The organism is Marinobacter shengliensis (genome assembly GCF_003007715.1).
Taxonomy (GTDB): Bacteria; Pseudomonadota; Gammaproteobacteria; order Pseudomonadales; family Oleiphilaceae; genus Marinobacter; species Marinobacter shengliensis.
Genome location: NZ_PXNO01000027.1, coordinates 600,653 through 624,664 on the forward strand (window position 1 = coordinate 600,653; position 24,012 = coordinate 624,664).

At 49.0% G+C, this 24,012-nt stretch carries 20 protein-coding genes; 19 read left to right on the plus strand and 1 reads right to left on the minus strand.

Going from position 1 to position 24,012, the window contains the following annotated elements; all coding sequences use genetic code 11:
- The first annotated feature begins 19 nt into the window (after nucleotides 1-19).
- From C7H10_RS15920 to C7H10_RS15955, 8 genes are read left to right on the plus strand one after another with little or no spacing between them, the layout of a single operon-like run.
- Nucleotides 20-1,537, plus strand: a complete 1,518-nt coding sequence (locus C7H10_RS15920; protein ID WP_106695627.1) for an XrtA system polysaccharide chain length determinant — start codon at nucleotides 20-22, stop codon at nucleotides 1,535-1,537.
- Nucleotides 1,537-2,436 (plus strand): P-loop NTPase family protein, encoded by a 900-nt coding sequence (locus C7H10_RS15925; RefSeq protein ID WP_244178307.1) that lies wholly within the window; start codon nucleotides 1,537-1,539, stop codon nucleotides 2,434-2,436. The genes C7H10_RS15920 and C7H10_RS15925 overlap by 1 nt, the downstream gene beginning before the upstream one ends.
- Nucleotides 2,429-3,718, plus strand: coding sequence for an outer membrane beta-barrel protein (locus tag C7H10_RS15930; RefSeq protein ID WP_244178308.1), 1,290 nt, complete (start codon nucleotides 2,429-2,431; stop codon nucleotides 3,716-3,718). Before C7H10_RS15925 ends, C7H10_RS15930 begins: the two co-directional genes overlap by 8 nt.
- Nucleotides 3,719-3,748: 30 nt before the next feature.
- Nucleotides 3,749-4,648, plus strand: coding sequence for an XrtA system polysaccharide deacetylase (locus C7H10_RS15935; protein WP_106696028.1), 900 nt, complete (start codon nucleotides 3,749-3,751; stop codon nucleotides 4,646-4,648).
- Nucleotides 4,645-5,802, plus strand: a complete 1,158-nt coding sequence (locus tag C7H10_RS15940) for a glycosyltransferase family 2 protein (protein WP_106695628.1) — start codon at nucleotides 4,645-4,647, stop codon at nucleotides 5,800-5,802. The genes C7H10_RS15935 and C7H10_RS15940 overlap by 4 nt, the downstream gene beginning before the upstream one ends.
- A 1-nt stretch (nucleotide 5,803) precedes the next feature.
- Nucleotides 5,804-6,934, plus strand: a complete 1,131-nt coding sequence (locus C7H10_RS15945; protein WP_244178309.1) for a glycosyltransferase — start codon at nucleotides 5,804-5,806, stop codon at nucleotides 6,932-6,934.
- Entirely contained in the window at nucleotides 6,931-8,178 is a 1,248-nt protein-coding gene (locus tag C7H10_RS15950) for a CoF synthetase (RefSeq protein ID WP_106695629.1), read from the plus strand. Before C7H10_RS15945 ends, C7H10_RS15950 begins: the two co-directional genes overlap by 4 nt.
- A gap of 38 nt (nucleotides 8,179-8,216) precedes the next feature.
- Nucleotides 8,217-9,161 carry a glycosyltransferase family 2 protein gene (locus tag C7H10_RS15955; protein WP_106695630.1) on the plus strand — a complete coding sequence of 315 codons (945 nt, stop codon included), beginning with the start codon at nucleotides 8,217-8,219 and terminating at the stop codon, nucleotides 9,159-9,161.
- Between the two features lie 43 nt (nucleotides 9,162-9,204).
- On the opposite strand, the gene C7H10_RS15960 is transcribed toward C7H10_RS15955, so the two are convergent.
- Complete coding sequence (locus C7H10_RS15960; protein WP_106695631.1) at nucleotides 9,205-10,623, minus strand: hypothetical protein; 1,419 nt, start codon at nucleotides 10,621-10,623, stop codon at nucleotides 9,205-9,207.
- 353 nt (nucleotides 10,624-10,976) lie between these two features.
- Here C7H10_RS15960 and C7H10_RS15965 point away from each other — a divergent pair, with 353 nt between their 5' ends.
- From C7H10_RS15965 to C7H10_RS16015, 11 genes are all read left to right on the plus strand, one after another.
- Nucleotides 10,977-11,858: a glycosyltransferase gene (locus tag C7H10_RS15965; RefSeq protein ID WP_106695632.1), complete on the plus strand. Its 882-nt coding sequence runs from the start codon at nucleotides 10,977-10,979 to the stop codon at nucleotides 11,856-11,858.
- A gap of 18 nt (nucleotides 11,859-11,876) precedes the next feature.
- Complete coding sequence (locus C7H10_RS15970; RefSeq protein WP_244178310.1) at nucleotides 11,877-13,049, plus strand: glycosyltransferase; 1,173 nt, start codon at nucleotides 11,877-11,879, stop codon at nucleotides 13,047-13,049.
- Nucleotides 13,046-14,059 carry a polysaccharide deacetylase family protein gene (locus C7H10_RS15975; RefSeq protein ID WP_106695634.1) on the plus strand — a complete coding sequence of 338 codons (1,014 nt, stop codon included), beginning with the start codon at nucleotides 13,046-13,048 and terminating at the stop codon, nucleotides 14,057-14,059. Before C7H10_RS15970 ends, C7H10_RS15975 begins: the two co-directional genes overlap by 4 nt.
- The gene (locus C7H10_RS15980) at nucleotides 14,052-15,428 is read left to right on the plus strand and encodes an O-antigen ligase family protein (protein WP_106695635.1); all 1,377 of its coding nucleotides are present in this window, start codon (nucleotides 14,052-14,054) and stop codon (nucleotides 15,426-15,428) included. Before C7H10_RS15975 ends, C7H10_RS15980 begins: the two co-directional genes overlap by 8 nt.
- Before the next feature lie 14 nt (nucleotides 15,429-15,442).
- A complete protein-coding gene (locus tag C7H10_RS15985; protein ID WP_106695636.1) occupies nucleotides 15,443-16,570 on the plus strand; it encodes a glycosyltransferase family 4 protein in 1,128 nt (375 codons plus the stop codon).
- The gene (locus C7H10_RS15990) at nucleotides 16,571-18,085 is read left to right on the plus strand and encodes an oligosaccharide flippase family protein (protein WP_106695637.1); all 1,515 of its coding nucleotides are present in this window, start codon (nucleotides 16,571-16,573) and stop codon (nucleotides 18,083-18,085) included.
- Between the two features lie 3 nt (nucleotides 18,086-18,088).
- The gene (asnB, locus tag C7H10_RS15995) at nucleotides 18,089-20,020 is read left to right on the plus strand and encodes an asparagine synthase (glutamine-hydrolyzing) (RefSeq protein ID WP_106695638.1); all 1,932 of its coding nucleotides are present in this window, start codon (nucleotides 18,089-18,091) and stop codon (nucleotides 20,018-20,020) included.
- Nucleotides 20,021-20,024: 4 nt separating this feature from the next.
- Nucleotides 20,025-21,062, plus strand: a complete 1,038-nt coding sequence (locus C7H10_RS16000; protein ID WP_106695639.1) for a polysaccharide deacetylase family protein — start codon at nucleotides 20,025-20,027, stop codon at nucleotides 21,060-21,062.
- Complete coding sequence (locus tag C7H10_RS16005) at nucleotides 21,053-21,958, plus strand: hypothetical protein (protein WP_106695640.1); 906 nt, start codon at nucleotides 21,053-21,055, stop codon at nucleotides 21,956-21,958. The genes C7H10_RS16000 and C7H10_RS16005 overlap by 10 nt, the downstream gene beginning before the upstream one ends.
- Nucleotides 21,959-21,961: 3 nt before the next feature.
- Nucleotides 21,962-23,008, plus strand: coding sequence for a GNAT family N-acetyltransferase (locus C7H10_RS16010; RefSeq protein WP_106695641.1), 1,047 nt, complete (start codon nucleotides 21,962-21,964; stop codon nucleotides 23,006-23,008).
- Nucleotides 23,009-23,110: 102 nt separating this feature from the next.
- Nucleotides 23,111-24,010, plus strand: coding sequence for a glycosyltransferase family 2 protein (locus C7H10_RS16015; protein WP_106695642.1), 900 nt, complete (start codon nucleotides 23,111-23,113; stop codon nucleotides 24,008-24,010).
- Nucleotides 24,011-24,012: the final 2 nt, after the last annotated feature.

The window sequence follows — 24,012 nt, forward strand, 5'->3', positions numbered from 1 at the left end:
TCTCGAATCGAGTGTAGTTATGGCATTACCGTTATCGCAGTTACCGCAAGAGATTATTCGCGAAGTGCGCCAGCGCAAGGGCCTGGCGTTCTTGTTGTTTGTGGTTGTCAGTTTTGCGGTGCTGGGTGCCGGGTTCATATGGCCTTATAAGTACCAGGCAGGCACCATTATCTTCGTGGATGACCGGAATATTATTGCGCCTTTGATGGAAGGGCGTGCGGTTACAACCAAGATAAATGATCGAACATCGGCGGCCCGAGAGCTTCTGATGAGCCGAACCTTAATTGAGCGGGTGGCTTCAGACCCGGAGATCTACCGCAACGCTTCTATGGACCCGGATGCTTTGGAAGGGCGCATCGCTAAAATCCGAAGTGGGCTATCGGTGCGCCCCCGGGGCGATAGCTACTTCAGCATTGGCTTTTCTTCGACTTCCCAAATGGAAGCCTTCCGTGTAGCCCAAAAGCTTGGCCAGGTGTTCATAGAAGAAACCAAAGACCGGAAGCGGTCAGAAAGCCGCAACGCCTATGACTTCATCGACAAGCAGGTGAAAAGTTACGAGCAACAACTGACCCACGCCGAAAACCGCCTAAAACAATTTCTCTCCGAGAACACAGACGGCACCGAGCAAGAGGCAAACTCCAGAATGGCCCAGCTGCGCAACCAGTTGGAGTTGGCTCAGCTCGAGAAGGAAGAGCTTAGAACACGCATTGGGTCCTTGCAGGGACAACTCAACAACATCCGGCCGACCATTCGCCAGGGCAGAACCGAGGATGCGTTTCGTGAGCGGATTCGGACACTGGAAGAGCGATTGGATGCCTTGAGGCTGCAATACCACGACACCTATCCGGACATCGTTATCACCCAGGAACAGCTGGCCGAGCTCAAACGCCAACGGGATCTGGCTGCGGCACAACAAGGCGGCACCACCTCCCTTGATGGCGAAGAGGCAGTGAACCCGCTTTACCAGGAACTCAGCGCTGCACTCTCCAAAACCCGGGCTGACATGGCGACCATTGATACCCGTATCAACTCGTTACAGCGCCTTATGGAACAGCAGACACAGCGTATGGAGCGCATACAGGCAAATAAAGCTCAATATTCTGAGCTGACCCGAGACATGGAAGTAAACCGCGAAATCTATGACGACCTGCTCAAGCGCAGGGAAAAAGCGCGGGTGTCCATGCATCTTGATATAGAAGGGCAGGGCCTGAATTACCGAATCAACGAAGCCGCACAGTTCCCCAGAACGCCTTCTGGCCCTCAGTTTTCCATGTTCGCCATGGCGGGGCTTTTCCTTGGATTGGCAGCACCTTTCGGGGCGGTTGCTGGATTGCTCCAGGTTGACCCTAGAATTCGTGCCCGTAAGCAGCTTGAAGACGGCATCGGTTTACCGGTCCTGATCGAAATACCGGAAGTGCGCACCCCCTTTGAGAAGCGCCGGGACCGGCGGGTCACCATGATGGTCGGTATTTTTGTCGTGTTAACTGCAGCGGTGTATATCACCATCGTTGTGCTCGCCCAACTGGGAGTGATCTGATGCCAGAACAACGAAATGATCAGCCCGAACTGGATCCAACAGAGCAACGCTCTGGACAATCAGAGGAGCAAGGCGCTCGCAGTGCGGATGAGCAGTCTTTCTGGTTGAAGCGCAAAGAACGTCTCAAGCAAGAACTCGGACACTTTGACGAAGACGACTCGAGAATGCTGGTACCCAGCTCCCTTGAGCTGGGGCCGGGCGCTGTCGACAAATACGTCATCAGCAAGCAGATCGTGCGGATGCAGGAGCCCAGACGGCTGACACCTGATGACCTGGATGAACGTCGCATTATCTATCCTGAATCCCGCAACCGGACCCTCGTTAACCGGTTTCGGGATCTGCGGACCAAGCTTCTGGAGCTTTCCGGCGGCAACAATTTCACCCTCGTGGTGAGCGGTGCCTCTTCAGGGGCTGGGTCATCCTTCGTAGCGCTCAACCTGGCCGCAGCCTTTGCCTTTGACCAGGCGAAAACCGCGCTGATCATTGACTGCAACCTTCGGGAGCCGTCCCTGCACACCACGCTTGATGTGTTGCCAGAAACGGGCCTGACCGACTTCCTGGATGACCCAGACTATGACATCGCCAGAATCCTTTACCCAACGGGTATCCCGAGGCTGAGACTGATCCCGGCTGGCAGCCGCCGTGAAACGCCGTCGGAATTCTTTACATCGTTCCGAATGAAGCAGTTCCTACAAGCCGTTCGCCGCCGCTACCCAGATCGCTTCATTGTTTTGGATACTGCGCCCATTTCCGAATCACCTGACGCTAGGATTCTTACCGAATTGTGTGACTACGCCATGCTGGTGGTTCCTCACGGCAAGATCACAGCAACTACCGCTGAGCATGCTGCCACGGCTTTCAACCCGGATAAATTTGTGGGAGCGGTGATCAATGGATAGCAAGCAGGGCGCAGGGATGCCCCACAGCAGAATACTGGCGATCGGGTTTTTGCTGGTATGTTCCGGTGCTGCAACCACCGCCCAAGGTAACTCTGAGATTACCGGGGGCCTGGACACCCGCTTCACCGACAATGCCCGCAAAGCCAGTAGCGGCGAAATCAGTGATATGGAAACCCGGGCCTACATCAGAGCTGGCTATCGCACTGACCCCGGCCGTTGTAATGCAGACTTTACCGGTACCCTGGGTTACTCCCTGTGGCACGATAACTCCTTTGATGACGAAGCCTTTGGTGAGATGGACTTCACCGGTGATTGCGAACTGGCGAACCGTTTTTACTGGGATGTCAGCAACAACCTGCGTGAAGTGAACCAGGACGCAACCCAGAGCAACACCCCTGACAACCGAACTCGCAAAAACGTATTCAGCACCGGCCCCCGTTACCTTTTGCGCGTGAACGATACCAACTGGCTGAACTTGTCGGCCCGATATGAAAACGTCGAGTTCAGTGAGCCGGAAGAATCGGACAGCGAACGCTACATCGGCTCTGTGGCGTGGAACCACATCGTAAGCCAGACACTGACTGCAGGTGTGAGCACCTCATACAGCCGTACCGAGTACGACACCGATGCAGAGGTTGATGTAAAGAGCGCCAGACTGACGTTTTCCAACGTATGGGCGACCACAAGATTGTCTGGTGCCATTGGGGTGAGCGAAATAGAAACCCGCTTTGGTTCAACCACCCAAAGCAGCGACGGCCTGATCGGCGAGCTGGACCTCACACGCACCATTACCCCAAGCCTGGATTGGTACCTGCGCGGTGCCCGGGAGCTAACCGACCGCACCTCCAGCTTTGACATCCGGTTTGGTGAGTTCGAGTTCAACCTGCGTGACAGCATCTCGGTTGAAACTACCACGCTCTCTACCGGTATTAACCAGCGCTATTCAGACCGGTCATCCCTGACTGTTGATGTGTATGCCAGCCAGGCGGATTATCTGGAGTCACCGGAACGTGAGGACAAGTCCGGGCTTAACGCGCGCTATTCAAGGCCTCTGACGGAATTGGCCAGTGGTTACGCCGGCATCGGCTATGACTACACCAAGTTCCAGAGCGACCAGGCAGATGACCGCACACTCAGGCTGGAAGCCGGTACCGAGTACCAGGCAACCCGGGACTTCAACCTGGTGGCGAAAGTCGGGCACGAAAGAAAAGTAAGTGATGTACCTACCCGGGAGTACGACGAGAACTGGGTGTTGGTTGGAGTGGAGTACCGGTTTAGGTGAACGGCACAGGATGTGTTTGAGGTAATGGCCATGACAGAGCAAATCAGGAACGCACTGACGATCGATGTGGAAGATTACTTCCAGGTGGCTGCGTTGGCAGAGGCCGTTAAATATGATGACTGGTCCAGCATGGAATATCGTGTAGAAGCCAACACCGATCGTATCCTCGGTTTATTTGAGACGGCCGGTGTAAAGGCAACCTTTTTCACACTGGGCTGGGTTGCCGAACGATCACCAAATCTGGTCAAGCGCATAGCCGACGCCGGCCATGAAGTGGCCAGTCATGGTTACAGCCACCAACTGATTTACAACCAGACGCCTGACGTGTTCCAGGAAGAAACCATTCGCTCCAAAGCCATTCTGGAAGACATCCTAGGTGAACCGGTAACCGGCTACCGCGCAGCCAGCTACTCCATAACAAACCAATCACGGTGGGCCCTGGATATTCTGGCCGAGCAGGGATTTACCTGGGATTCCTCAATCTTTCCGGTGCACCATGACCGTTATGGCATGCCGGGTACCCCGCGATGGCCGCATCGGCTGATGACAGACAAAGGCTATGAGCTGGCGGAGTTTCCCCTTAGTACTCTCAAGCTGCCGGGATACACCTTGCCGATTGCCGGTGGAGGGTACTTCCGTTTGTTCCCCTACTGGTTCAGCAAGTTCGGCCTGGGCTCTATCAATCGTCAGGGTAAGCCTTTCGTGTTTTATCTGCATCCCTGGGAGGTAGACCCAGGACAGCCCCGTCTTGATGTGAAATGGTTCTCCAGATTCCGGCATTACAACAATCTGGATGTGTGCGAACAGCGATTGGCGAAATTGCTGCGGCACTTCCGATTTACAACCATGAGTAGCGTTCTGAAAGACCAGGGCGTTCTAGACACCCAAACCAAGCCATCGGAAGCTCTCCAAACGGTAGGAGCCGCATGATGGAATTTGTGTTCTGGGCGTCGTTCGCACTGCTGTTCTACATCTATTTTGGATACCCGTTGGCGGTGAAAGCTCTGGCGATGCTTAAGCCCAACTCCATAGCTGCTAACGACGATTATTTACCAAAGGTGTCGATTCTTATTGCTGCTTACAACGAGGCGAAGGATATCGAGGCCACGCTCCGAAACAAGCTGGCTTTGGATTACCCGCAGGAAAAACTGGAAGTTCTGGTGATATCCGACGAATCTGAAGACGGCACCGATCGCATTGTGGAAGAGGTTGCTGCAGCCGCCGACATACCGATTCGTCTATTCCGTCAGGTACCTAGGCAAGGCAAGACCGCAGGGCTGAATACACTTGTACCGAAAGCTAATGGCGATATTCTGCTGTTCTCCGACGCAAACTCCCATTGGGACACCCAAGCAGTCCGAAAGCTGTGCCGCAACTTTGCGGACCCTCAGGTGGGGTACGTGACGGGCAAGATGGTCTACGTACACGCCGACGGTTCCATGGTGGGGGACGGCTGCAGCGCCTACATGAAATATGAGAACTGGCTGCGCGATCAGGAAACCCGCATTGGTTCCATCGTTGGGGTTGATGGTGGGATTGATGCGATGCGAAAGGAGCTCTATCAACCGTTAAGAGCTGATCAATTACCGGATTTTGTTCAACCTCTGAAAGTGGTGGACCAGGGCTACCGCGTTGTTTATGAACCAGAGGCACTGCTCAAGGAAGAAGCTCTGAGCGATGGCGGTAGCGAATTCAGCATGCGAGTGCGCGTAAGCCTGCGGGCGTTATGGGCGCTTAAAGACATGAAGCACCTTATGAATCCGGCGGGAGACCCAATTTTCGCCTGGCAGCTTATCTCCCACAAACTACTTCGCTACGCCGCATTCGCCCCTATGGTAACCCTTGCGCTTGCGGCCATATATCTGGTTCCCGAAAAAGGGTTCTATGCATTGGCAGCGACAGGTTATGCACTTTTTCTGTATCTCGCATGGTCTGGCCATAAGAAAGAAAACGACGGCCAAGCGCTTTCCACACTTTATGCGCTGCCGTACTACTTCATGTTGTTAAACCTTGCTTCTTTCCAGGCGTTTGTTGCGTTTTCCAAAGGGGAGAAGAAGGTGATTTGGAATCCGAGGAAGGGGTGAGGTGAGTTTAAAGGTTTTACACCTCATCGACAGCGGCGGGCTCTATGGTGCTGAGCGGATGCTGCTGACGTTGGTTGAGGCGCAGCAGTCGCAAGGCCTTGATCCCATGATTCTAAGTGCGGGTGAGCCGGGCATAGAGTCCAAGGGCATCGAAAAAGAGGCAGACCGCTTGGGGCTTCCAATAACAGTTTGGCGAATGAAACCTGGTTTGAATAGGTCCGAAACTCGCAGGATTTGTGAGTGGGCTGATGAATGGGGCGCAGATATCATCCATTCCCATGGGTACAAGTTTAATATTTTGATGTCTCTCTTTAGTCGGTTTAGTCGAAAGGTTCCCGTTGTGAGTACCTTGCACGGGTACGTACACGCGCCTCGCCTTTCCAGGATGTGGGTATATGAATTGCTTGATCGACTAGCGATCAGTCGGTTGGATGGAGTGATCATGGTTGGCGCGGTGATGAACAAGGAACTATCAACGGGCCTGATTCGTCCCCGTCGCCTCACGACAATAAGAAACGGACTGGCGGTAGACGACACTCAGCGCAAGGCATCTGAACCCTTGCCAGAGGCGTTGGAAAAGTTTTTTAGCACCCATGAGCCGGTGATTCTGGGGGTTGGTCGTCTATCCAAGGAAAAGGGATTCAGTCATCTTATTGATAGTTTCCGTGAGGTCAAGAAGTCTGCCCCTAAAGCTGGATTGCTGATTGTTGGCGATGGAATGCTACGTAAGGATTTGGAGGACCAGGTTGCAGCTCTCGGTCTTGGTAGCGATGTCTGCTTGCCCGGGTATTGCGACAATGTGCCTGCTTTGATGGCGCGCTCGTCTGCTTTGGTCATTTCCTCGTCTACTGAGGGCTTGCCGATCACCTTGCTCGAGGCGATGGCTGTCCGCCTGCCCGTTGTATCTACCGACGTTGGCGAGATCCCGTTTGTTCTGGATGAAGGTTATAGCGGCGTTCTGGTAAAGGATCCTGCTTCAGAGTTAGCTGATGCCATAGATTTCATGCTTAACGAAACGGAGGTCGCTCATCGTAAAGCCGAACGAGCTTTTCATAAAGTCTCCGGGGAGTTGTCTGCAAGATCAATGGCCGAACAGTATCTGCGCGTATATAACGGGGTGGTGGCATCTTGAAGACTTTGTTCTTTTTTCGGTATGTATTGGCGCGCTTAACCTACCTGATTCTGCGGCTTCATGTTGCCAGGTTTCAGACTGAAGTAGAGGACCTTTGGGGATTAGAGCCAAACGAAAGGCTGCAGCGGCTGTCTCGTATACTGAACAAGAATCAGCCTAAAGATGCACAGGGTGTGGCAGTGCATTCTTTATCAGAATTGCCGGATAGACCGCCAATGAGCAAGGCTGATCTAAGAGCAATGTCCTCTGCCAGCAGTACTGAGAAATCAGGTTTTTCCCGGCACACGGCGGGCACGACCGGAGAGCCAACACATATTTCTCTGTCCAGAACTGAGCTGGCGCAGATGCTTGCCGTCCGGGCGTATTGCTATAACAAGCACGGTTTGAAACTGGGTCAGAGAGAAGCGCGAGTATGGGGTAGGGCAGCCAATTCCCTAACGGCAAAGATCCGCGATTTTTTGTTGAACCGTAAGGTGTTCTACCCGGCGGAGAACGGTGCTGAAGAAACGGTTGAAAAATTGGTCAAGTGGAGCCCTGAGTATCTTTATGGATATACGTCGCTCATCCTTGAGGCTGCGCAGATTGCGCAAAAGAAGGGACTTAAGCCAAGGGGCGTAAAAGCCGTGATCTGCACGGCGGAGTCGATCCTGCCCGCGCAGAAGAAGTTTATCGCAGAGGTGTTTGGAGCTCCGGTTCTTGAGGAATATGGGTCCACCGAGTTTGACGTTATTGCCTTTGAATGCACGAGCGGGCACCTGCACTTGGTCAATCCCTGGCTCTGGGTTGAGGTGGAAGAAGGCGCTGCGCTGGTTACAGATGTAGTTCGGGTGTCCCAAAACCTTATACGTTATCAGTTGGGAGACTCGATTGGGATCATCAACAGTGGTTGTGGCGAGTTGGGAAGCCCTTGGACGATTGATGAACTCCGCGGCCGAACGATCCAGCAGTTTGCTTATATTAATCCGGATCAAAAATTTCACGCTGTCGTTTTTGGTCGAGCACTCAATGCGTACATGGATCAAACTGGAGACTGCTTTAAGTTTACTATTAGCCAGACCGACTATGGTGAATTTGGAGTATACGTATCGAAAACTCCAAGTCTCGGTCGAGAAGGCCTAGAGACATTTCTGAAATCTGACTTGCAATCTAGATTGTTGTTAAGAGAGCATTTTAAGATCAGAGTGGAAATTTATGAAGGTGGGATGGGTGAAGGTAAGCATACCTATTTTATCCAAAATTTATGATTCGTTCTGGAAGTATTAATACTAATTGGTTCTAAACTATGAAAGATGATGTTCTTTTTCCTTACGTTTCGATTATTGTTCCCGTTTTTAATGAGTCAAAGAACCTCGGTGAATGCCTTAATTCTTTGGTGTGCCAAGATTATCCAAAAAATCGCTATGAGGTGATTGTTGTTGATAATGGTTCAACTGATGATAGCGTAAGTATCGCAAAGAAGTTCACTGAGAAAGTCTTCATCAAAGAAGATGTAAAGGTTGGTGGTGTGCGAAATTTTGGTGTTAATCAGGCTAAAGGTGAGGTTTTAGCATTTATTGACGGTGACTGCGTGGCGAGCGAAAAATGGTTGTCAAAAGCAGTAGCGTTCCTTGGTAATGAAAAGGTTGGAGGTGTAGGCGGCGGATATCTTCTCCGAGATAGGCCATCGTGGGTTGAGCGAGGATGGAAGCTCAGTTCAGCCAAAGAGACTCGAAGAGTTAAGGCTCTTGCAGGAGGTAGCTTTATCTTGAATAGAGCCTTATTTGAACAGTTAGGAGGCTTTAATGAGAAAATTAACGCTGGCGAAGATACCAAATTGTCAGTGGATATCACCGATAAAGGCTTGGAACTATGGTTTTTAGCGGAATGCTATGTGGTTCATCTTGGATACCCAGAAACACTAAAAGGTTTCTTCAAAAGACAGTTTTGGCATGCATCTAGTTATTTGAAATCTAATTATGGATTGAAGGATAAGGTTTTTTTGACTGTAATTCTATTTTTGTTGTCTATGGCATCATTTTTAATTTTTTTGTTTACCGGTTTCCCTGTTGCACTTTGGGGCTCCGTATTCGTTATTTTCTGCCCCCTAGCTTTCTTTATAAATCAGATTAGGTCGCAAGGTCTAAAGGACGTTCCGATGGAATCTCTTTTCTTCTCGTTAGTTCTATCGTTTGTTTATTATTTGGGAAGAGGAGGTGGATTCATGCATAGTATTTTTCGCGGGAGATAGAGTGGGTCCGGAGCAACTTGGTCCGAACCCATGTTGGCATTAATTAATTGATACCAAGATCTATTTTGCTTGGGGGGCTCATGTCCGCGTCGCAATTAGCGACACAAAATCCAGTTTCGTTCACATTATTGTTTTCATCAAAGACATAGATGAAAAGAGGTCCGTTTTGATTGAGTTCCCCATACATCAGGTCTACCACAATCTTTTGATCAGCCCATTCAGTGATGTATTGGAACTCTTGATTGCCCTTGACCATAGAGAATAGGCCTTGGTCGCTCAAAACCACTCTTTGTGGTGTGGTATCGAAATAGATTTCTCCAAAATTCAAACCCACATTCACAGATTCAGTGCCACCCGCGGGCTCCCAGCCTATATTAGATATGGTTGGGCCTGCGTCTTTGGGCTTCGATTCTCCAATATAGAGATTTTTAAACCACTTTTGATCTTTGCTATCCATTGAGATGTAGCCTGAGCCATACTCTCCAGATAGATCTATGAAAGCTTCAAGTAGCTTCCAGTTCGTGGTCTTGGATAGGTCCGGTACGCCATATCCGGTATCAGTCTCCGATTCGAAGCCCCGGCGCAATTCATCGCCATTGCTATCGAATTGGACTGCGAACCATCTGTTCGTCACAAAAATAGATCGTGTTCCACCTTGGTTGACTGTTTCGTAAGATCTTAGGAATTTGCCCGATATCGATGACCTGAAGTATTCATCCCCTCTCAGTACACCAGAGGCTCTGCTGTTCAATCCGATAATCTTAGCTCCAACACTATCGGTTAACCGGAGTCCCCCTGCTTCGAGGTGTACCAGGGAGTTGGCCGCATCAAAGTGTACAATCCTACCGCTGATTTCACCCCCACTAGGGGTTACGATCTGAATTGGCTCCCCGGGAGAGAATGGGTCCTTTCCGGAGTCAAACACGCCGCCAACTTCTGATATTCGGACGGTTCTGTAACTGTTGATGTCGCCGGCTGGTTTAATTCGCCAGGATATGTAGGCTTTGTCCGAGTACGGAGTGTTACCTCCACCAAATGCGTGAGGCCAGCCTAGCCAACCTTCGTTGTTGGCTCGGTATGTATGTGTTATGTCAGAAGTCCTGGTGATTGCACTGAAAGTTGCGCCCGTTCCGCTGGACCAAATACTAGAGCTCGGATCTTTCCCCACCGGCACTGGGCTACCAAAACTGATCTCTCTTTCCTTAGCAACCTGAATGCCGTTTTCTCGGATGTCCTGACCAAATGCCCACAGTACAGGAGCGGGTTGATCCTTTTTGCCAAATCCGGTGCCATAGATCGTGATCGAGCTGCTGGAGAGGTCTGCTTGGTTAATTTGCGGTTCAGCAATAGCGCCATGTCCATATGTAATCGCTGCAGCCATGACAAAAGGCATTGCTATCGAGATGGTGTTTGTGTGCTTCATCATGCCACCCGTAGGCTTAAGCGTTTCAACAGTGTTCATTTAGCACGTGGCTCTTCAGTAATGTTAGCTGATTTTGTGAAAAATACATGGCGTCTGTTCACGATTTCTCCTGCCCAGCGCCGTAGAACTGGATCATTGAGAGCCTGGTGATTAATTGATCAATGGGGCTGCGAACGTGTGGTTATTCTCTGTAATTTTGTGTAAATTGATGTTTCAAAAAGGTATCACCGGTTAGGTCTTCAGGGCTAACCAATTACTCATGGTCACCACGGATAAGTCAGTTTGATAGTGGAAAAGCACCTATAAAGACGATGTTGATTCCAAAAAATCATTATGATCGAAATATTGCCGTTAGGTGGTTTGTAGTCGTTTAACTGTTAGCAGGTGAATCTTTGAACCCTTTGGTAACCGTAATCACTCCGGCTTTTAATCGGGCGGAGTATATCACTGAAGCAGTGGAGTCTGTGCTTGGCCAGTCGTATCCCCGCATCGAATTCATCGTTATTGATGATGGATCCAGCGATGGAACATTCGAAATTCTGCAAAAGTATGAGGCCGGCAAAAAGCTTGAGTTGCTGTCGCACACCAATCGCGAGAATAAGGGGCAGTCATCTGCGTTGAATTTGGGGTTGAAGGCTGCGAAAGGTGAATACATCGTCATTTTGGACAGTGACGACTATCTTCACGAAGACAAGATTCGTGATCAGGTAGCTTATCTCGAAGCGCACCCCGAGGTTGGGATGGTGTACGGCCAAGCAATGGCCGTGTCAGAGAATGGGCAACATCTTTTTCCGCTTCCCCCCGATAGTCACGAGGAAACTGGCGATCCCAACGATCTTCTCTTGGATTGTTACATGGCATTACCTGGTGGTGCCATGGTGAGGTCGAAGGTCTTTCAGCAAGCTGGTTTCTTTGAAGAGCGATTTCGAGCGGGGCAAGACCACGATATGGTTTTACGCATTGCCGAGATAGCACCCTACACTTTTCTTAAAGGAACAGTATTCTTCTATCGAAAGCACGGAGAGTCGATCAGTAAAACTGGTCTTGAGCGACGCTGGAAGGCGGGGTTTGAGATTCTAGACCGAGCCAAGTCCCGCTATCCGTACAAAAGATCAGTTCTCAGGAAGAGATTGGCGCTTCTGCATTTTCGGATGGCACAAGTTCGTTGGAAACAAGGTCGTATCTTTCATGCTGCCGCGCATCTACTGCGGGCTGGTATTGGAGACCCCAAAAGGTCCTTCGACGTAATTCGGGGTCATGAAGCGATTAACTAATTCCAGGAAGCTGTTTTGATGGAAAGTGGAATTCCAAAGAAGATTCTTTATGTAATCGATTGTTTTGAGAGCCCCTACGCCGGTACGGAAGGGCAGCTCATGCAGTTGTTGGAAAACTTACCGCCAGATCGTTTTGATCCAGAAGTTCTGGTTTTGAGGAACTCAAAGTTTGTGAGCGAGGGAGGTTTGCCCTGTTCGTTCACTGTTCTTGGGCGATCGAAAGTACTGAGCCCATTAACATGGATTTCGCTATTGCGATTTGCGTTATGCAAGAAAGCGGCAGGCTATCGCCTATGCCACGTTTTCTTTAACGATTCGTCAATTCTTCTGCCCCCAATTATGGCGATGCTTGGTATCCCGACTTTTATCTCACGCCGTGACATGGGGTTTTGGTACACATCGGGATACCTGACGCTTCTTCGAAAGACGCGGCATTTTGTAAGCCATGTAATTGCAAATAGTGAAGCAGTGAAAGGCGTTACTATAGAGAAAGAGCATTTCGAACACGACGAAGTCTCTATTATCTACAATGGCTACCCCACAGGTAAATCTCAAGGTTTTCTGTTGTCAGACCCGGAAAAAAAGCTTCTGAGGAATCGGTTGGGGCTCCCGGCCGAAGGGCGCTTTGCGATATTGGTTGCTAACCTCCGTGAGATCAAAAGAATAGGTGATGCAATCAGTGCGATGAGCATTCTTTCAGATGCTGTGCCCGATGCTCAGTTGGTGCTTGTTGGAGCCGGCGAACAGCGGTCATACCGGGAGCTGGCTCTGCGGCTGGGCGTAAAAGAACGAGTCCATTTCCTCGGGGCGCGATCGGATGTAAAGGAGATCTTGCCGGCGATGGATGTCGGATTGTCTTGTTCTGAGTCCGAAGGCTATTCCAATGCCATTGTAGAGTACATGCGGGCACGTTTGCCGGTTGTTGCATCTAATGTAGGTGGCAATGCTGAGGCCGTCGTTCATACGCGAACGGGGTATGTTTACCCTTGCGGGGAGGTAGCCTGTCTCGCTTCATATCTCAGCAAACTATTGCGTAACGAAGAGGATGTAGCAGGTGAAATGGGTGAGGCGGGTTATCGTCTGGCCAGTAAAAGGCATGATCTGAGTAACATGATTGAGGCTCACGTTCGCCTATATGAATCGTTTATTGGTAGCCATGCCGAGTCGTTTACATCCCAGGAGGCAAAGTGAATCTTTCTCGCCTTGTCCGTTTTGCCGGAAGTTGTGGGGGGTATAAATTATCGAGGCTGATTACTTCGAAGAACCCCAGAATATTGATGTATCACCGTTTTTCCCGAGACGCGGAGCGCGGACATTTGGACGCTGCAATGTTCGAATGGCAAGTTCAATACATAGCCAAAAACTATAAGCCGGTCACTGTTTCTGAGCTTGCTGAGGATTTGTATCTTAAGCAATGTACACCGAGGAACCGAATTGCTATAACAATCGATGATGGTTACGAAGATTTCTACGAAATCGCCTGGCCGATTCTTAAGAAATATGGCGTGCCGGCCACCTTCTATGTCACGACGGGATTCGTTTCGGGAGACCTCTGGTTGTGGCCCGATCAACTTAGATACCTCTTGGAACATTCACCATGTTCCACTGGCCAGTTTAGCTTCAGCATTACACAAATCAATACGCCCATCCCGGATGAACAGTTCGAAGCTGAGTACTGGAGAATTAATCACTTGATGCTTCAGGCCGATAACGCCGAAAAAATACGATGTCTGAATGAAATGGCAGCAGCATGGATAATTGATCTCCCAAAGATTCCGCCAAAAAGATATCGAGCTGTATCTTGGAATCAATTGGAGGAAATGCAGGCGGAAGGATTGGAAGTCGGGGGGCACACGATTACGCATCCTTCTTTGGCTCGGGTGTCAATGGAAGAGGCAAGGAATGAAATCTTTGGTTGCGCCGAGAAACTGAGGCAGAAGCTGGGAGATTCTATCAGGTCGTTTTGCTATCCCAATGGCACAGCTGACGACTTTGTTGGCAGCCAAGTGAAATTTATTAAAGAAGCTGGATTTTCCTGTGCGACCGTAGCGTTCGCTGATACTCAGGGTCATGCTCAGCGTTATGCCATGCGAAGGCATACCGGCTCTCCAGATCGGTTTCAATTCCTAAAATCGATCTCGGGTGTTGAGCTTTTGGGAATGCAGCTTCGGAATCATTTAGTTGAGACCTATTATGATTAGCCGTCCAAAAGTCTCGGTAATTGGCGTGAGTGATCAAAAAAAAGCAGGCAATTCAGGATCTATCAACAGTGTTACATTTGTAATATTTTTATATTTTTTGATCGATTTTTTTCTGCATCTTTCTGCTCGAATACCCGGATACGGTGTTATTAGGCCTACTTTGCTTCTCGTGCTAATTATATCTATTTCTTTGTTTGTTCAGAGAGATAAGATTTCAGGTTGGAGTAAAGATCGATTAGCATCCGTTTTATTAGTTTTAATAGGTTATATTATTATCTCTTTACCTTTGGTCGAGTGGCCCGGTAGCGTTTTGAGAAATAATCTTTCTGATTTCGTGAAGGCTGTTGTGTTTTTTTTCTTTACGGCGTTGTTGGTTGATGATGAACGCAGGCTCAAGATCTTTCTTTTTATATTTTTAGGATGTCAGGTTGTTCGTATTTTCGAACCTTTATTTCTCAACCTTACTGAGGGATATTGGGGAAGCAAGACGTATATCGGGCACGGTGAGTTTTCACAAAGATTGGCTGGCGCTCCCTCAGATGTTATTAACCCAAACGAACTAGGATTCGTTATTGTTACTTTAATACCATTTATACACTATTTATTATGGTCAAGAGGTTTAAAATATAAAGTTATATATTTGTTGTTGTTGTTTCCAATTCTTTATGCTTTGATCCTTACTCAATCCAGAGGCGCGTTTGTTGCTCTTTTAGTGATTGCTTTCTTTATTTTTAAAGAGTCTAAACAGAAATTTAGACTGGTTTTGGTCTCGATCGTTATTGCATTTCTTGGATGGAGTAGTATGAGTGGTGATCAAAAAGATCGATATCTCTCTCTAATTGGTAAGTCGGAGACCTCTAATGCGACCACTGTTGACGGCCGACTGGATGGAATTGTTCGGGAGTTTTCGCTAGGTCTGGAGCGGCCAATTGTGGGGCATGGTCTAGGTACAACTCCGGAGGCAAAAACGCACATCTTAGGTCGTCGACAGGCTTCTCATAATCTATATGCTGAGCTATTAATTGAGCTTGGTATCATTGGGACGATTATTTTCTTAGTCTTTCTTTTTAGGGTATATCAAAAGCTATCTTTAAATAAATCAAAGATTGAAGGCTTAGATGGCGATGCTTTTAATTTCCACCGTATGTTAAATAAATCGATGATTGCTGTCTTTTGGATGTATGCAGTTTATAGTTTAAATTATTGGGGGTTGTCTCAATATTATTGGTATTTGTTTGGTGGGCTGGCTTTGGCTTTTCATAATATTTTGATAAATAATGCGGTTGCTGATGACCCCGTGGTTTCTACAGAGTTAAAGTTCCCATTGGCAAAAAGGTTTATGCGACGAGCCGGGAAATTAAACGGCTAACTCTAGGTTTATATATGAAAGTATTAATGACAGCGATGCAGCCAAGCGGTGGAATAAAAACTTTTTTCCGGTACGTGTATCAGCAGCCAGCGTTCAATAACGACTATTTTGTGCTTGTTGCACCGGATCCTGATGGTAGTCTTCAAGATTTCCTCAACACCACGGTAGCGCCGAGAAAAATGCAAGTAATTCACACAGGGTGTGCCCCGCTTGAATTTATAAAAGCTGTTAGAAATGAGATGAAATCTGGTGACTATGACCTTATACATTCGCATGGGTTTGGTGCGGGGTTGCTAACTGAGCTAGCCTCAAATTTTATTGTCGGTCCCAAACATTTAATGACAGCACACGATGTTTTTCTGCCGTCTCAATTTTCTAGTATAAAATCTAGAATAAAAAAGCATATTATGGCCGCTGTCTTCGGAAAAATTGATGCGATACATACAGTAACCCAAGACGCAACACGTAATTTTCAAGAGTTTTTTCCAAGTATTCCCAGGTCAATCTTTTATCCTATCCTCCATGGTGTTGATACGCATTACTTTGAGGCGGGTGTTCCCTGGAATATAAGAGAGGAGCTCTCTATTTCAGCATCTATTCCGATTATTGGTTTTTTTGGCCGATTTATGGGTCAAAAGGGATTTCGAACACTTGTCGAAGCAGTTGCCCTATTAAAGGAGTGTAATGAGATAGATCGCCCGCTTCCGGTGGTAGTCACTTTCGGTTTGGGAGGGTTTATTAGGGAAGATTATGAGTATCTGGAGGGCTTGGGGCTTGGCGACAGCTTTATTCAAATGGATGGAACCGATAATATGCCCGCAATGCTCAAGGCGATGGATATGGTCGTCATGCCCTCACGCTGGGAGGCATGTGGTCTTCTGGGGATGGAAGTCCTGGCGGCGGGTGTTCCGCTTATTTCGACAGATTGCATAGGGCTTCGTGAGGTTGTCTCGGGATCACCCGCTCGAATTTTTTCTCCGGGAGATGTCGGGGGGCTCGCCGAATTGATCACAAAAGAAATAGAAAACCCAACCAAAGACGTGTTCAGGAAGTATCAACCTGAAGCAGTTCAACGTTTCGCAATTGAAAGGCCCGCACGGACCCTCCGGGGTCTGTACCATAATCTCTCGGGCGGTTTGTAAATGATTCGAACCCTTTTCGTAAATACCGGATCAAATGTCTTGGTGATGATCGTTAAATTGATAATCACCTTTATTATGACCCCCGTCTTCGTTCACAACCTAGGAAAGTACGACTACGGTTTGTGGGAGATGATTGGCGCGGTGATCGGCTACATGGGGATATTGGACCTAGGCCTGAGGCCTGCCATCAGTCGGTATGCCGCGAAACACCACGCGGAGCAGGATTCACGGGCGCTTCAGTCTGTGTACATGTCCGCAATTGCGTTCATGATGATGGTCGGGCTGCTTCTTTTCGCATTCTTCTTTTGCTGGGGAGTCTGGTTTTCAGGTGCAATCGCCCCGGAAGGTGAGACCTACCAGAAATACACCCTGTTTCTGATCATCATTGGCGCCCACCTGTTAATCTCGTTTCCCGGGTATGTTGCAGAAAGCTACCTGGAAGGTTTCCAGAAGTACTATCTTAAAAACAACATCACGATTATCAATTCTATAGTAGGCTCCACGCTTCTTTATCTGTTCATCACTCCTGAAAACGGACTGGTGCTTTTAGCAGGCATTAATGCAATTGGGGTTTCCATAAAATACCTGCTCTTCATGTGGTTACTTTCCCGCCCGGCATTCGGTGCGATTAGGGCCTGTTGGCGATCGTACTCCTGGGTGCGTCTAAAAGAGCTTATTGTTTTCGGTTTCAAATCTTTCATTCAAGGTATCGCCACCCGTGTCGAAAACGCCACAGATGTTTTGGTGATCGGCTTGATTATGGGGCCCGCCATGGTGCCGTTTTACAGCATCCCGGCGAACCTGACTCAGCATATTCGAAATCTCGGGTGGACACTAACCCACGCCTTTATGCCGCTATTTAGCGGCTTGAGCGCGAAGGCAGAGAACGACACCATCCGGCAGGTTTTTCTGGTTTCATCCCGTTACGTTGTCAGTATTCTTTTGGCCATGGGTACCGGGGCCCTGTTGTTAGGCGTGCCTTTTATTTCGATTTGGCTGGGCCCCGAGTTTGGTGAGAAGGCGGAATGGCTTATCGTGTTTCTGGTTTTCTTTACCGTTCTGCCATTCATAAACCCTTTTGCCAGCCGTTATCTTACGGCGATTAACAAGCATGGAATTTTTGCCCGTCTTACGCCTTTGTCCGCGATATTGAATATTGGTCTTAGCCTTGTTCTGGTGCACCCTTTTGGTCTGGAAGGTGTAGCTTTTGCCTCAGTGGTACCGGGGCTCATCTTTGTGCCTTTATATCTTAGTTATACATGCAAGCACCTGGAACTATCTGTCAGGGAGTACCTTCGTGTTTCGGTGCTGCCGGGTTTTGCCCCGGCAGGGATAATGGCGTTGATTCTATTGGGTATGGGTGAGTTCCTGGCATACGATTCCTACTCGGAGATTGTTGCTGGCGCTCTGCTGAGCAGTATTTCGTGGCTTATGGCATTTTGGTTACTGGTATTAAACAGGGACGAGAGAGCATATCTGAATGTCCGGATTGCTCGTATGGCGGGAAGGAAATAAGGAATGTGTGGTTTTGCCGGATTTGTTAGTACAAAGCCTTTTTCTGACGATGAACATGTTCTAGAGCAGATGGGGCGTGCTATCGAGCATAGAGGACCTGATGGTGCGGGAATATGGCTTGACCACAGTTTGTCCGTCGGCCTGAGTCACCGTCGCCTGTCGATTATTGATCTTTCGAAGTTTGGCGCCCAGCCGATGGCGTCGGAGTCCGGCCGTTTTGTTATTGCATTCAATGGTGAAATATATAACTTTCGCCTGCTGCGCAAAGAGCTGGAAGCCAAAGGTGCGATATTTCGAGGGCATTCAGATACTGAAGTTATGCTTGCAGCATTCGAGGCCTGGGGGGTCGAACCGGCCCTCCAGCGACTTTCAGGGATGTTCGCCTTTGCGTTAGTAGACAAGCGGTTCCGTAAGCTTTATCTGGCAAGGGACCGAATGGGGGAAAAGCCCCTGTACTATGGCTGGCAGGGTGAAAGCCTGCTTTTTGGTTCAGAGCTTCGGGCATTACGCCAACATCCCGATTGGCAGGGGGCAATTGATACATCCGTCCTGCCTGCGCTCCTGCGCCACAATGTGATTCCTGCCCCCCGCACCATATACCAGGGTATATGCAAGCTACCGCAAGCTTCTTATGTGTGCCTCGAGCTCGATCATCCTCAGTCCGGTCAGCTACTGGAGACCAAACGTTATTGGAAGCTGGAAACCTGCTTTGAGGAGCGGTCCGGGTTCACGTTAGAAAGTGCTGCCGATGAGCTCGAAAGGCTACTGAAGCAGTCAATCAGTGACCAGATGGTATCTGATGTACCGCTCGGTGCTTTTTTGTCCGGTGGCATCGATTCATCTACCGTGGTTGGCATCATGCAGAGCATGGCCAGTCAGCCAGTACGTACCTTCAGCATTGGTTTTCGTGAAGAAGGCTTTAATGAGGCAGAACATGCAGGGGCAGTCGCGAAGCATCTTGGTACGGACCATACCGAGCTTTATGTGACTGAGCAGGAAGCCAGAGACTTGGTTCCGAACATCCCTGTAATTTACGATGAACCCTTTGCGGACTCCTCGCAGATTCCCACATTTCTGGTTAGTCAGATGACGCGTAAGCACGTCACGGTCGCTCTATCCGGCGATGGCGGCGACGAGTTGTTTTGTGGCTATACCCGTTACCCTGGCATGCTGAATGCCTGGAATAGCCGTTCATCGGCTGTTGGTCGTCTTAAGCGTGTTGCTGCCAGTTTACCATCGGGGCTGTCTGCCCGGCTGGTTCGCGCTCTGGTGCATTCCCAGAGACATCGAAGCGTAGAGGCAATTCAGTATCAGCTGTGCAGAATTCGATCGATTGCCGGAGCTTCCGATCTTTCTGAATTTTACCGCCGGTCGGTATCCCTTTGGCCAGATCCTGCCATCGCGCTGAAGGCGGCAGGCGAGTACGGTTATGGATTGAACAGTACTCTTGCTGAAGGTATCCCGGAAAATACGCTCAAAACCCTGATGTGGCGAGATCTTAACTGGTATCTGCCAGATGACATCCTGACCAAAGTGGATCGTGCGGCTATGGCATGCAGCCTGGAAACCCGTATTCCAATGTTGGCTCCGGAAATCGTGTCGTTCGCACTGGGGCTACCCGATTCCCTCAATCTTCAGGGCGGTGTTGGCAAGCAGGTACTCAGGTCTGTGCTATACCGTTATGTACCGCGGAACCTTATTGACCGTCCCAAGCAGGGATTCGCAGTACCGGTCGCGGCTTGGTTGAGAGGCGCACTCCGGGAGTGGGCGGAGGAGCTACTGGCCGAGCATCGGCTCGCTCAGCAAGCATATTGGCATACGGGAATGGTGCGCTGGATGTGGAAGGAGCATCTTTCTGGCCGGGAAGATTATAGTTTTGAGCTTTGGGGCATTTTGATGTTCCAGGCTTGGCTTAGCGAGTGTCAAAGGGGATGAGGGTGTGAAAGATCGGATTTATGGGATGCTGAGACGAGCTGGTGCTTTTTACCTGATGCGGCGGCTTTTTCGGCACAAATTGATGATCCTTTGCTACCACGGTATCTCGCTGGATGATGAACACGAGTGGTGGCCTGGCGTATTTATGACAGAGGATCGGTTTCGTGGAAGGTTGAAACTGTTAAAGGATCATGGATATCGGGTCCTGGGGCTCGGAGATGCACTAAACAGGTTATCCGAAGGATCACTGCCGGCTAATTCGATTGTGATTACAGCTGATGATGGTTATTTGAACTCACCAGAGACCCTGGTCGAATGTTGTCAGGAATTTGGTTATCCGCTGACTATTTACGTGACCTCTTACTACGCAGAGAAGCAGACCCCTATTTTTAATGTCATGGTTCAGTATCTGTTTTGGAAAACCGATAGATCGAGTTTAAAGGGGGATCTTTCTGCTATCGGGCTACCCGGGGTTGATCATATTGATCTTGAAGACTCTGTGGAGAAGCAGAGGTGGTGCGAGAGAATAATTAACTACGGCAGAGCAAACTGTGACGAGAATGGCCGCCAAAATATTCTGAAAGCTTTGTGTGCCAAGTTGGAATTGAATTACGGCGGTATGGTAACAGCTGGGATGTTTCGGCTGATGGGCCAGAAACAACTTCAGATGATTGCGGATAAGGGGGTTGACGTCCAGCTTCACACACATCGTCACGTTTTCCCTGTGGATAAGGACCAGGCTAACCGTGAAATTAGTGAAAATCGCGAGTTTCTTGAGCCTATTGCCGGTAAGTCTCTTGAGCATTTCTGTTATCCGAGCGGTAAGTGGGATCCGGCCCAGCTACCTTGGCTCAATAAAATGAGTATTCGGTCAGCAACTACCTGTAATCTGGGCTTTGTGTCAGAAGGTGATGATTATCTGACTCTGAGACGCTATCTGGATAAACAGACGATCAGCGATAATGAGTTCTTGGCAGAGATCTCGGGCTTTCTGGCATTTGCCAGACAGATTCGAGGTAAGGTGCGTTCGATATGGAACTAGTCACTCTTGAGTTGCAGAAACTGGGGAAGAAAACTGGGCTCCAAAATGAGCTAATCGATGCTGAGATAGTGCAGGAGGCATTAACTGTCGCACGATCCTTGCCGATCGCTCATAGCTATCTTTGGCTTGGAGACCTGGAGCCGCTTTTCCGTAAAGTCGAAGCGGAATCTGGGAAACAGAGCGTTGAGCTGTTAGCTCGTTACCTGCTACTGGTTTTTCTGGACGACAGCGAATGGCGTCCGCTTTGTAAGGTGCCTGATTCAATCATTAAAGAGATGCGACAGGAGCGTGAGCGGATACATGAGGAGGTAATCTCCTCTGAGCACGGACACTACTATCCGTTTGCCGATGCCTTCTACAAGGATTTCTCGTTACTCCGTGGTAAATCGATGCCAGTGTATACAGGGATTGTGGACACTCATGGTGCCTTATGGCGGCACCCGCTGAAATTCGGAGCTTTTTCTCAGCGGATTCGGTTTGTGCGTCATCTGTTGCAAATGCCCATTGGTAACAAATACTACTTTCAGCATCATACGCACACTAGCCTGCTTAGCCGGTTTAACCAAGAGGGTTGGCTTAAGACCTATAAGCTGGTCGCTGACCTGTTAAGCGCAAATCCGGATCACAAGGGATTCTGCGGCGCGAGTTGGTTTTACGACCCTCAACTGGATAAGGTCAGCCCCAGGCTTGCGTACCTGGCAAATGATCCTTTGAAGTATGGAGCGGAGCGCTTCCATTTGGGAACGGACAATTCGGGTAGCGCGCTTGCCAAGTCAAAAACGAGAAACGAACTATTCGAAAAAGGGGAGTATATTCCTCAATCCTATATGCTTGTCTGGTATCGAAAACCAATGATTCAATGGAGAGATTCCGCGTTTTCAGGACAGGAACGATAATACGTGAGTGAATACAAGCCTGAGCACCGCGCACAAATCCTGGAGTTTTTCCCTGATGCTCCTTTCAAGAATGACATCTGGAACTGGCAATATGAGACTAATCCTGGAGCTTTAGCCTGCGGCTTTTCCCCGATTGTGAAATTGGATGATCAGGGCGTGTCAGGATTCAATGGCGTCATGCCAGTTTCAATCAAATATGGACAGGATGTTGTTGAGGGACTCTGGAGTTGTGATTTCTATGTTGCTGCTCGGGTTAGAGGCAAAGGTCTTGGAAAAGAGATCAAACAAGAACTTTTGAAGCGTGCTCCTGTTATCTTATCCTTTGGTGTGAGCCCCACAGCGGCCATTGTCCTTGAAAAAATGGGCTGGTCAAAGAGTGCAGAGGTTTGGTCATTCAGGCGTATCATCACCGCATCTTCGTTCAAAGATCGCGCAATACAGTGCTTACAGTCGATGATGAAATTGGCTTTCCGTATACCACTCGACCTTTCATTAAATTTTACATTCCAATCAGAACTTCCTAACGCCCGTGAAGTGAATGCTCTGTGGCAAGAAGCTGCACCAACTTATCGAAAAATTGTCTGCCGTACTTATGATTACTTGAACTGGCGTTATCAAAAGCATCCACTGGCATCGTACGAGTTCCTTGTTGCTAGAGATGAGTCTGGAAAGTTGCAGGGTATGCTTGTGCTACGTGAACATGAGGGTGTGGTTCGGTTGGTAGACTATATTGGGTGTTCTGACCGGCCTTCGATGCTTAAATCAATGATGAAAGCTGCAGTTTTGCGTTATGACGGTGCGAGGCTTTGGTTGGCTGTAACGTCCGATTCGGCATTGAAAAGGGTTTTCTTGAGCGAAGGCTTTTTTCTTACTCGCAGTACTCCAAAACTATATGTGCATTCGTCTCGCGGATTAGGAGGTGTAAAAGATGCCGGTGAGCTCGGGTGGTTTGTTATGGGTGGTGATTCAGACGGTGAATTTTTAAGCGCTGCGAGAGATAACTGGTCAGATGTAAAGGGCGATATAACCTCGAGCGATAGAGGTTCGTGACCAGCGTGATGCCACGCCCCCAAAATAAATTAATAATGCAGTTAGCGGTCCCTCGCTCTGCTCCAATGATATTGGTCTGAACCACACGGAGGTAGGTCAATCATGTATTCAAAGCCTTTGGTATCAATCATTACACCGACGTTCAATCGAGCAGATTATCTGCATATCGCGGTAGAAAGTGTTTTAAGTCAAACTATGCCGGAATTTGAGTTGATCGTCATAGACGATGGCTCGACAGACAATACTTCTGAAGTAATGGAGCGGTATACCCCAGACCCGCGAGTCAGATATTTTAAACAGGAAAATCAAGGTCAAAGCGTTGCGCGAAATCGAGGCATCGAAGCCGCAAAAGGTGACTATATTTGTTTTCTGGATTCAGATAATGCCTGGTGTACAACCAAGTTGAATAAGAGTCTTCAAGCCTTTGAGGAAAACCCTGAAGCGGATATCGTCTATGGGGATTTCATTCTGATAGATGAGGACGGTAAGGAGCAGGGCGTTAACCGAATGAAGCGCTATTCTGGTCGGATTACCTCTCAGCTTATCCATGATAATTTTATCAGCATGAATACCACCATGACTCGCAGGCGATGCTTCGAAGAAATGGGCGGTTTTGATAACGCCGATCGATTGGCCGAAGACTATGGTCTTTGGTTACGTTTTTCAACGCGCTACCAGTTCCTGTATCTACCTGAAATTCTGGGTTATTACCGGGTGATGGAGAATCAGATTTCGAGCGACAAGGATAGCCGTCTAATGGCTAATGAGCAGATCATTCGGAACTTTCTGGGGGCGTTTCCTGAGGCGTTGAGCCGTGGTGAGGCCCGCCATGGGATGAGTCGGTTTTTTGTCCGCAAGGGACGCTACGAGCTTTCTCAAGGTCGTTACCGAACTGCTTTGGTTGATCTTGGAAAGTCCTTGGCAAACGATCCCCTGTGGTCCGGCCCTTGGCGTTTGGCCATGAAGACTCTGATTAGCCCCGTGTCTGTGAGGCGAACGTGAGT

Bases quoted from the DNA above. Each gene is read 5' to 3' on its own strand.
- C7H10_RS15935 (WP_106696028.1), top strand. From the start codon at position 3,749: ATGACAGAGCAAATCAGGAACGCACTGACGATCGATGTGGAAGATTAC.
- C7H10_RS15920 (WP_106695627.1), top strand. From the start codon at position 20: ATGGCATTACCGTTATCGCAGTTACCGCAAGAGATTATTCGCGAAGTG.
- C7H10_RS15985 (WP_106695636.1), top strand. From the start codon at position 15,443: ATGAAAGTATTAATGACAGCGATGCAGCCAAGCGGTGGAATAAAAACT.
- C7H10_RS15925 (WP_244178307.1), top strand. From the start codon at position 1,537: ATGCCAGAACAACGAAATGATCAGCCCGAACTGGATCCAACAGAGCAA.
- C7H10_RS15990 (WP_106695637.1), top strand. From the start codon at position 16,571: ATGATTCGAACCCTTTTCGTAAATACCGGATCAAATGTCTTGGTGATG.
- C7H10_RS15970 (WP_244178310.1), top strand. From the start codon at position 11,877: ATGGAAAGTGGAATTCCAAAGAAGATTCTTTATGTAATCGATTGTTTT.
- C7H10_RS15930 (WP_244178308.1), top strand. From the start codon at position 2,429: ATGGATAGCAAGCAGGGCGCAGGGATGCCCCACAGCAGAATACTGGCG.
- C7H10_RS15955 (WP_106695630.1), top strand. From the start codon at position 8,217: ATGAAAGATGATGTTCTTTTTCCTTACGTTTCGATTATTGTTCCCGTT.
- C7H10_RS16005 (WP_106695640.1), top strand. From the start codon at position 21,053: ATGGAACTAGTCACTCTTGAGTTGCAGAAACTGGGGAAGAAAACTGGG.
- C7H10_RS15980 (WP_106695635.1), top strand. From the start codon at position 14,052: ATGATTAGCCGTCCAAAAGTCTCGGTAATTGGCGTGAGTGATCAAAAA.
- C7H10_RS16015 (WP_106695642.1), top strand. From the start codon at position 23,111: ATGTATTCAAAGCCTTTGGTATCAATCATTACACCGACGTTCAATCGA.
- asnB (WP_106695638.1), top strand. From the start codon at position 18,089: ATGTGTGGTTTTGCCGGATTTGTTAGTACAAAGCCTTTTTCTGACGAT.
- C7H10_RS15960 (WP_106695631.1), bottom strand. From the start codon at position 10,623: ATGAACACTGTTGAAACGCTTAAGCCTACGGGTGGCATGATGAAGCAC.
- C7H10_RS15940 (WP_106695628.1), top strand. From the start codon at position 4,645: ATGATGGAATTTGTGTTCTGGGCGTCGTTCGCACTGCTGTTCTACATC.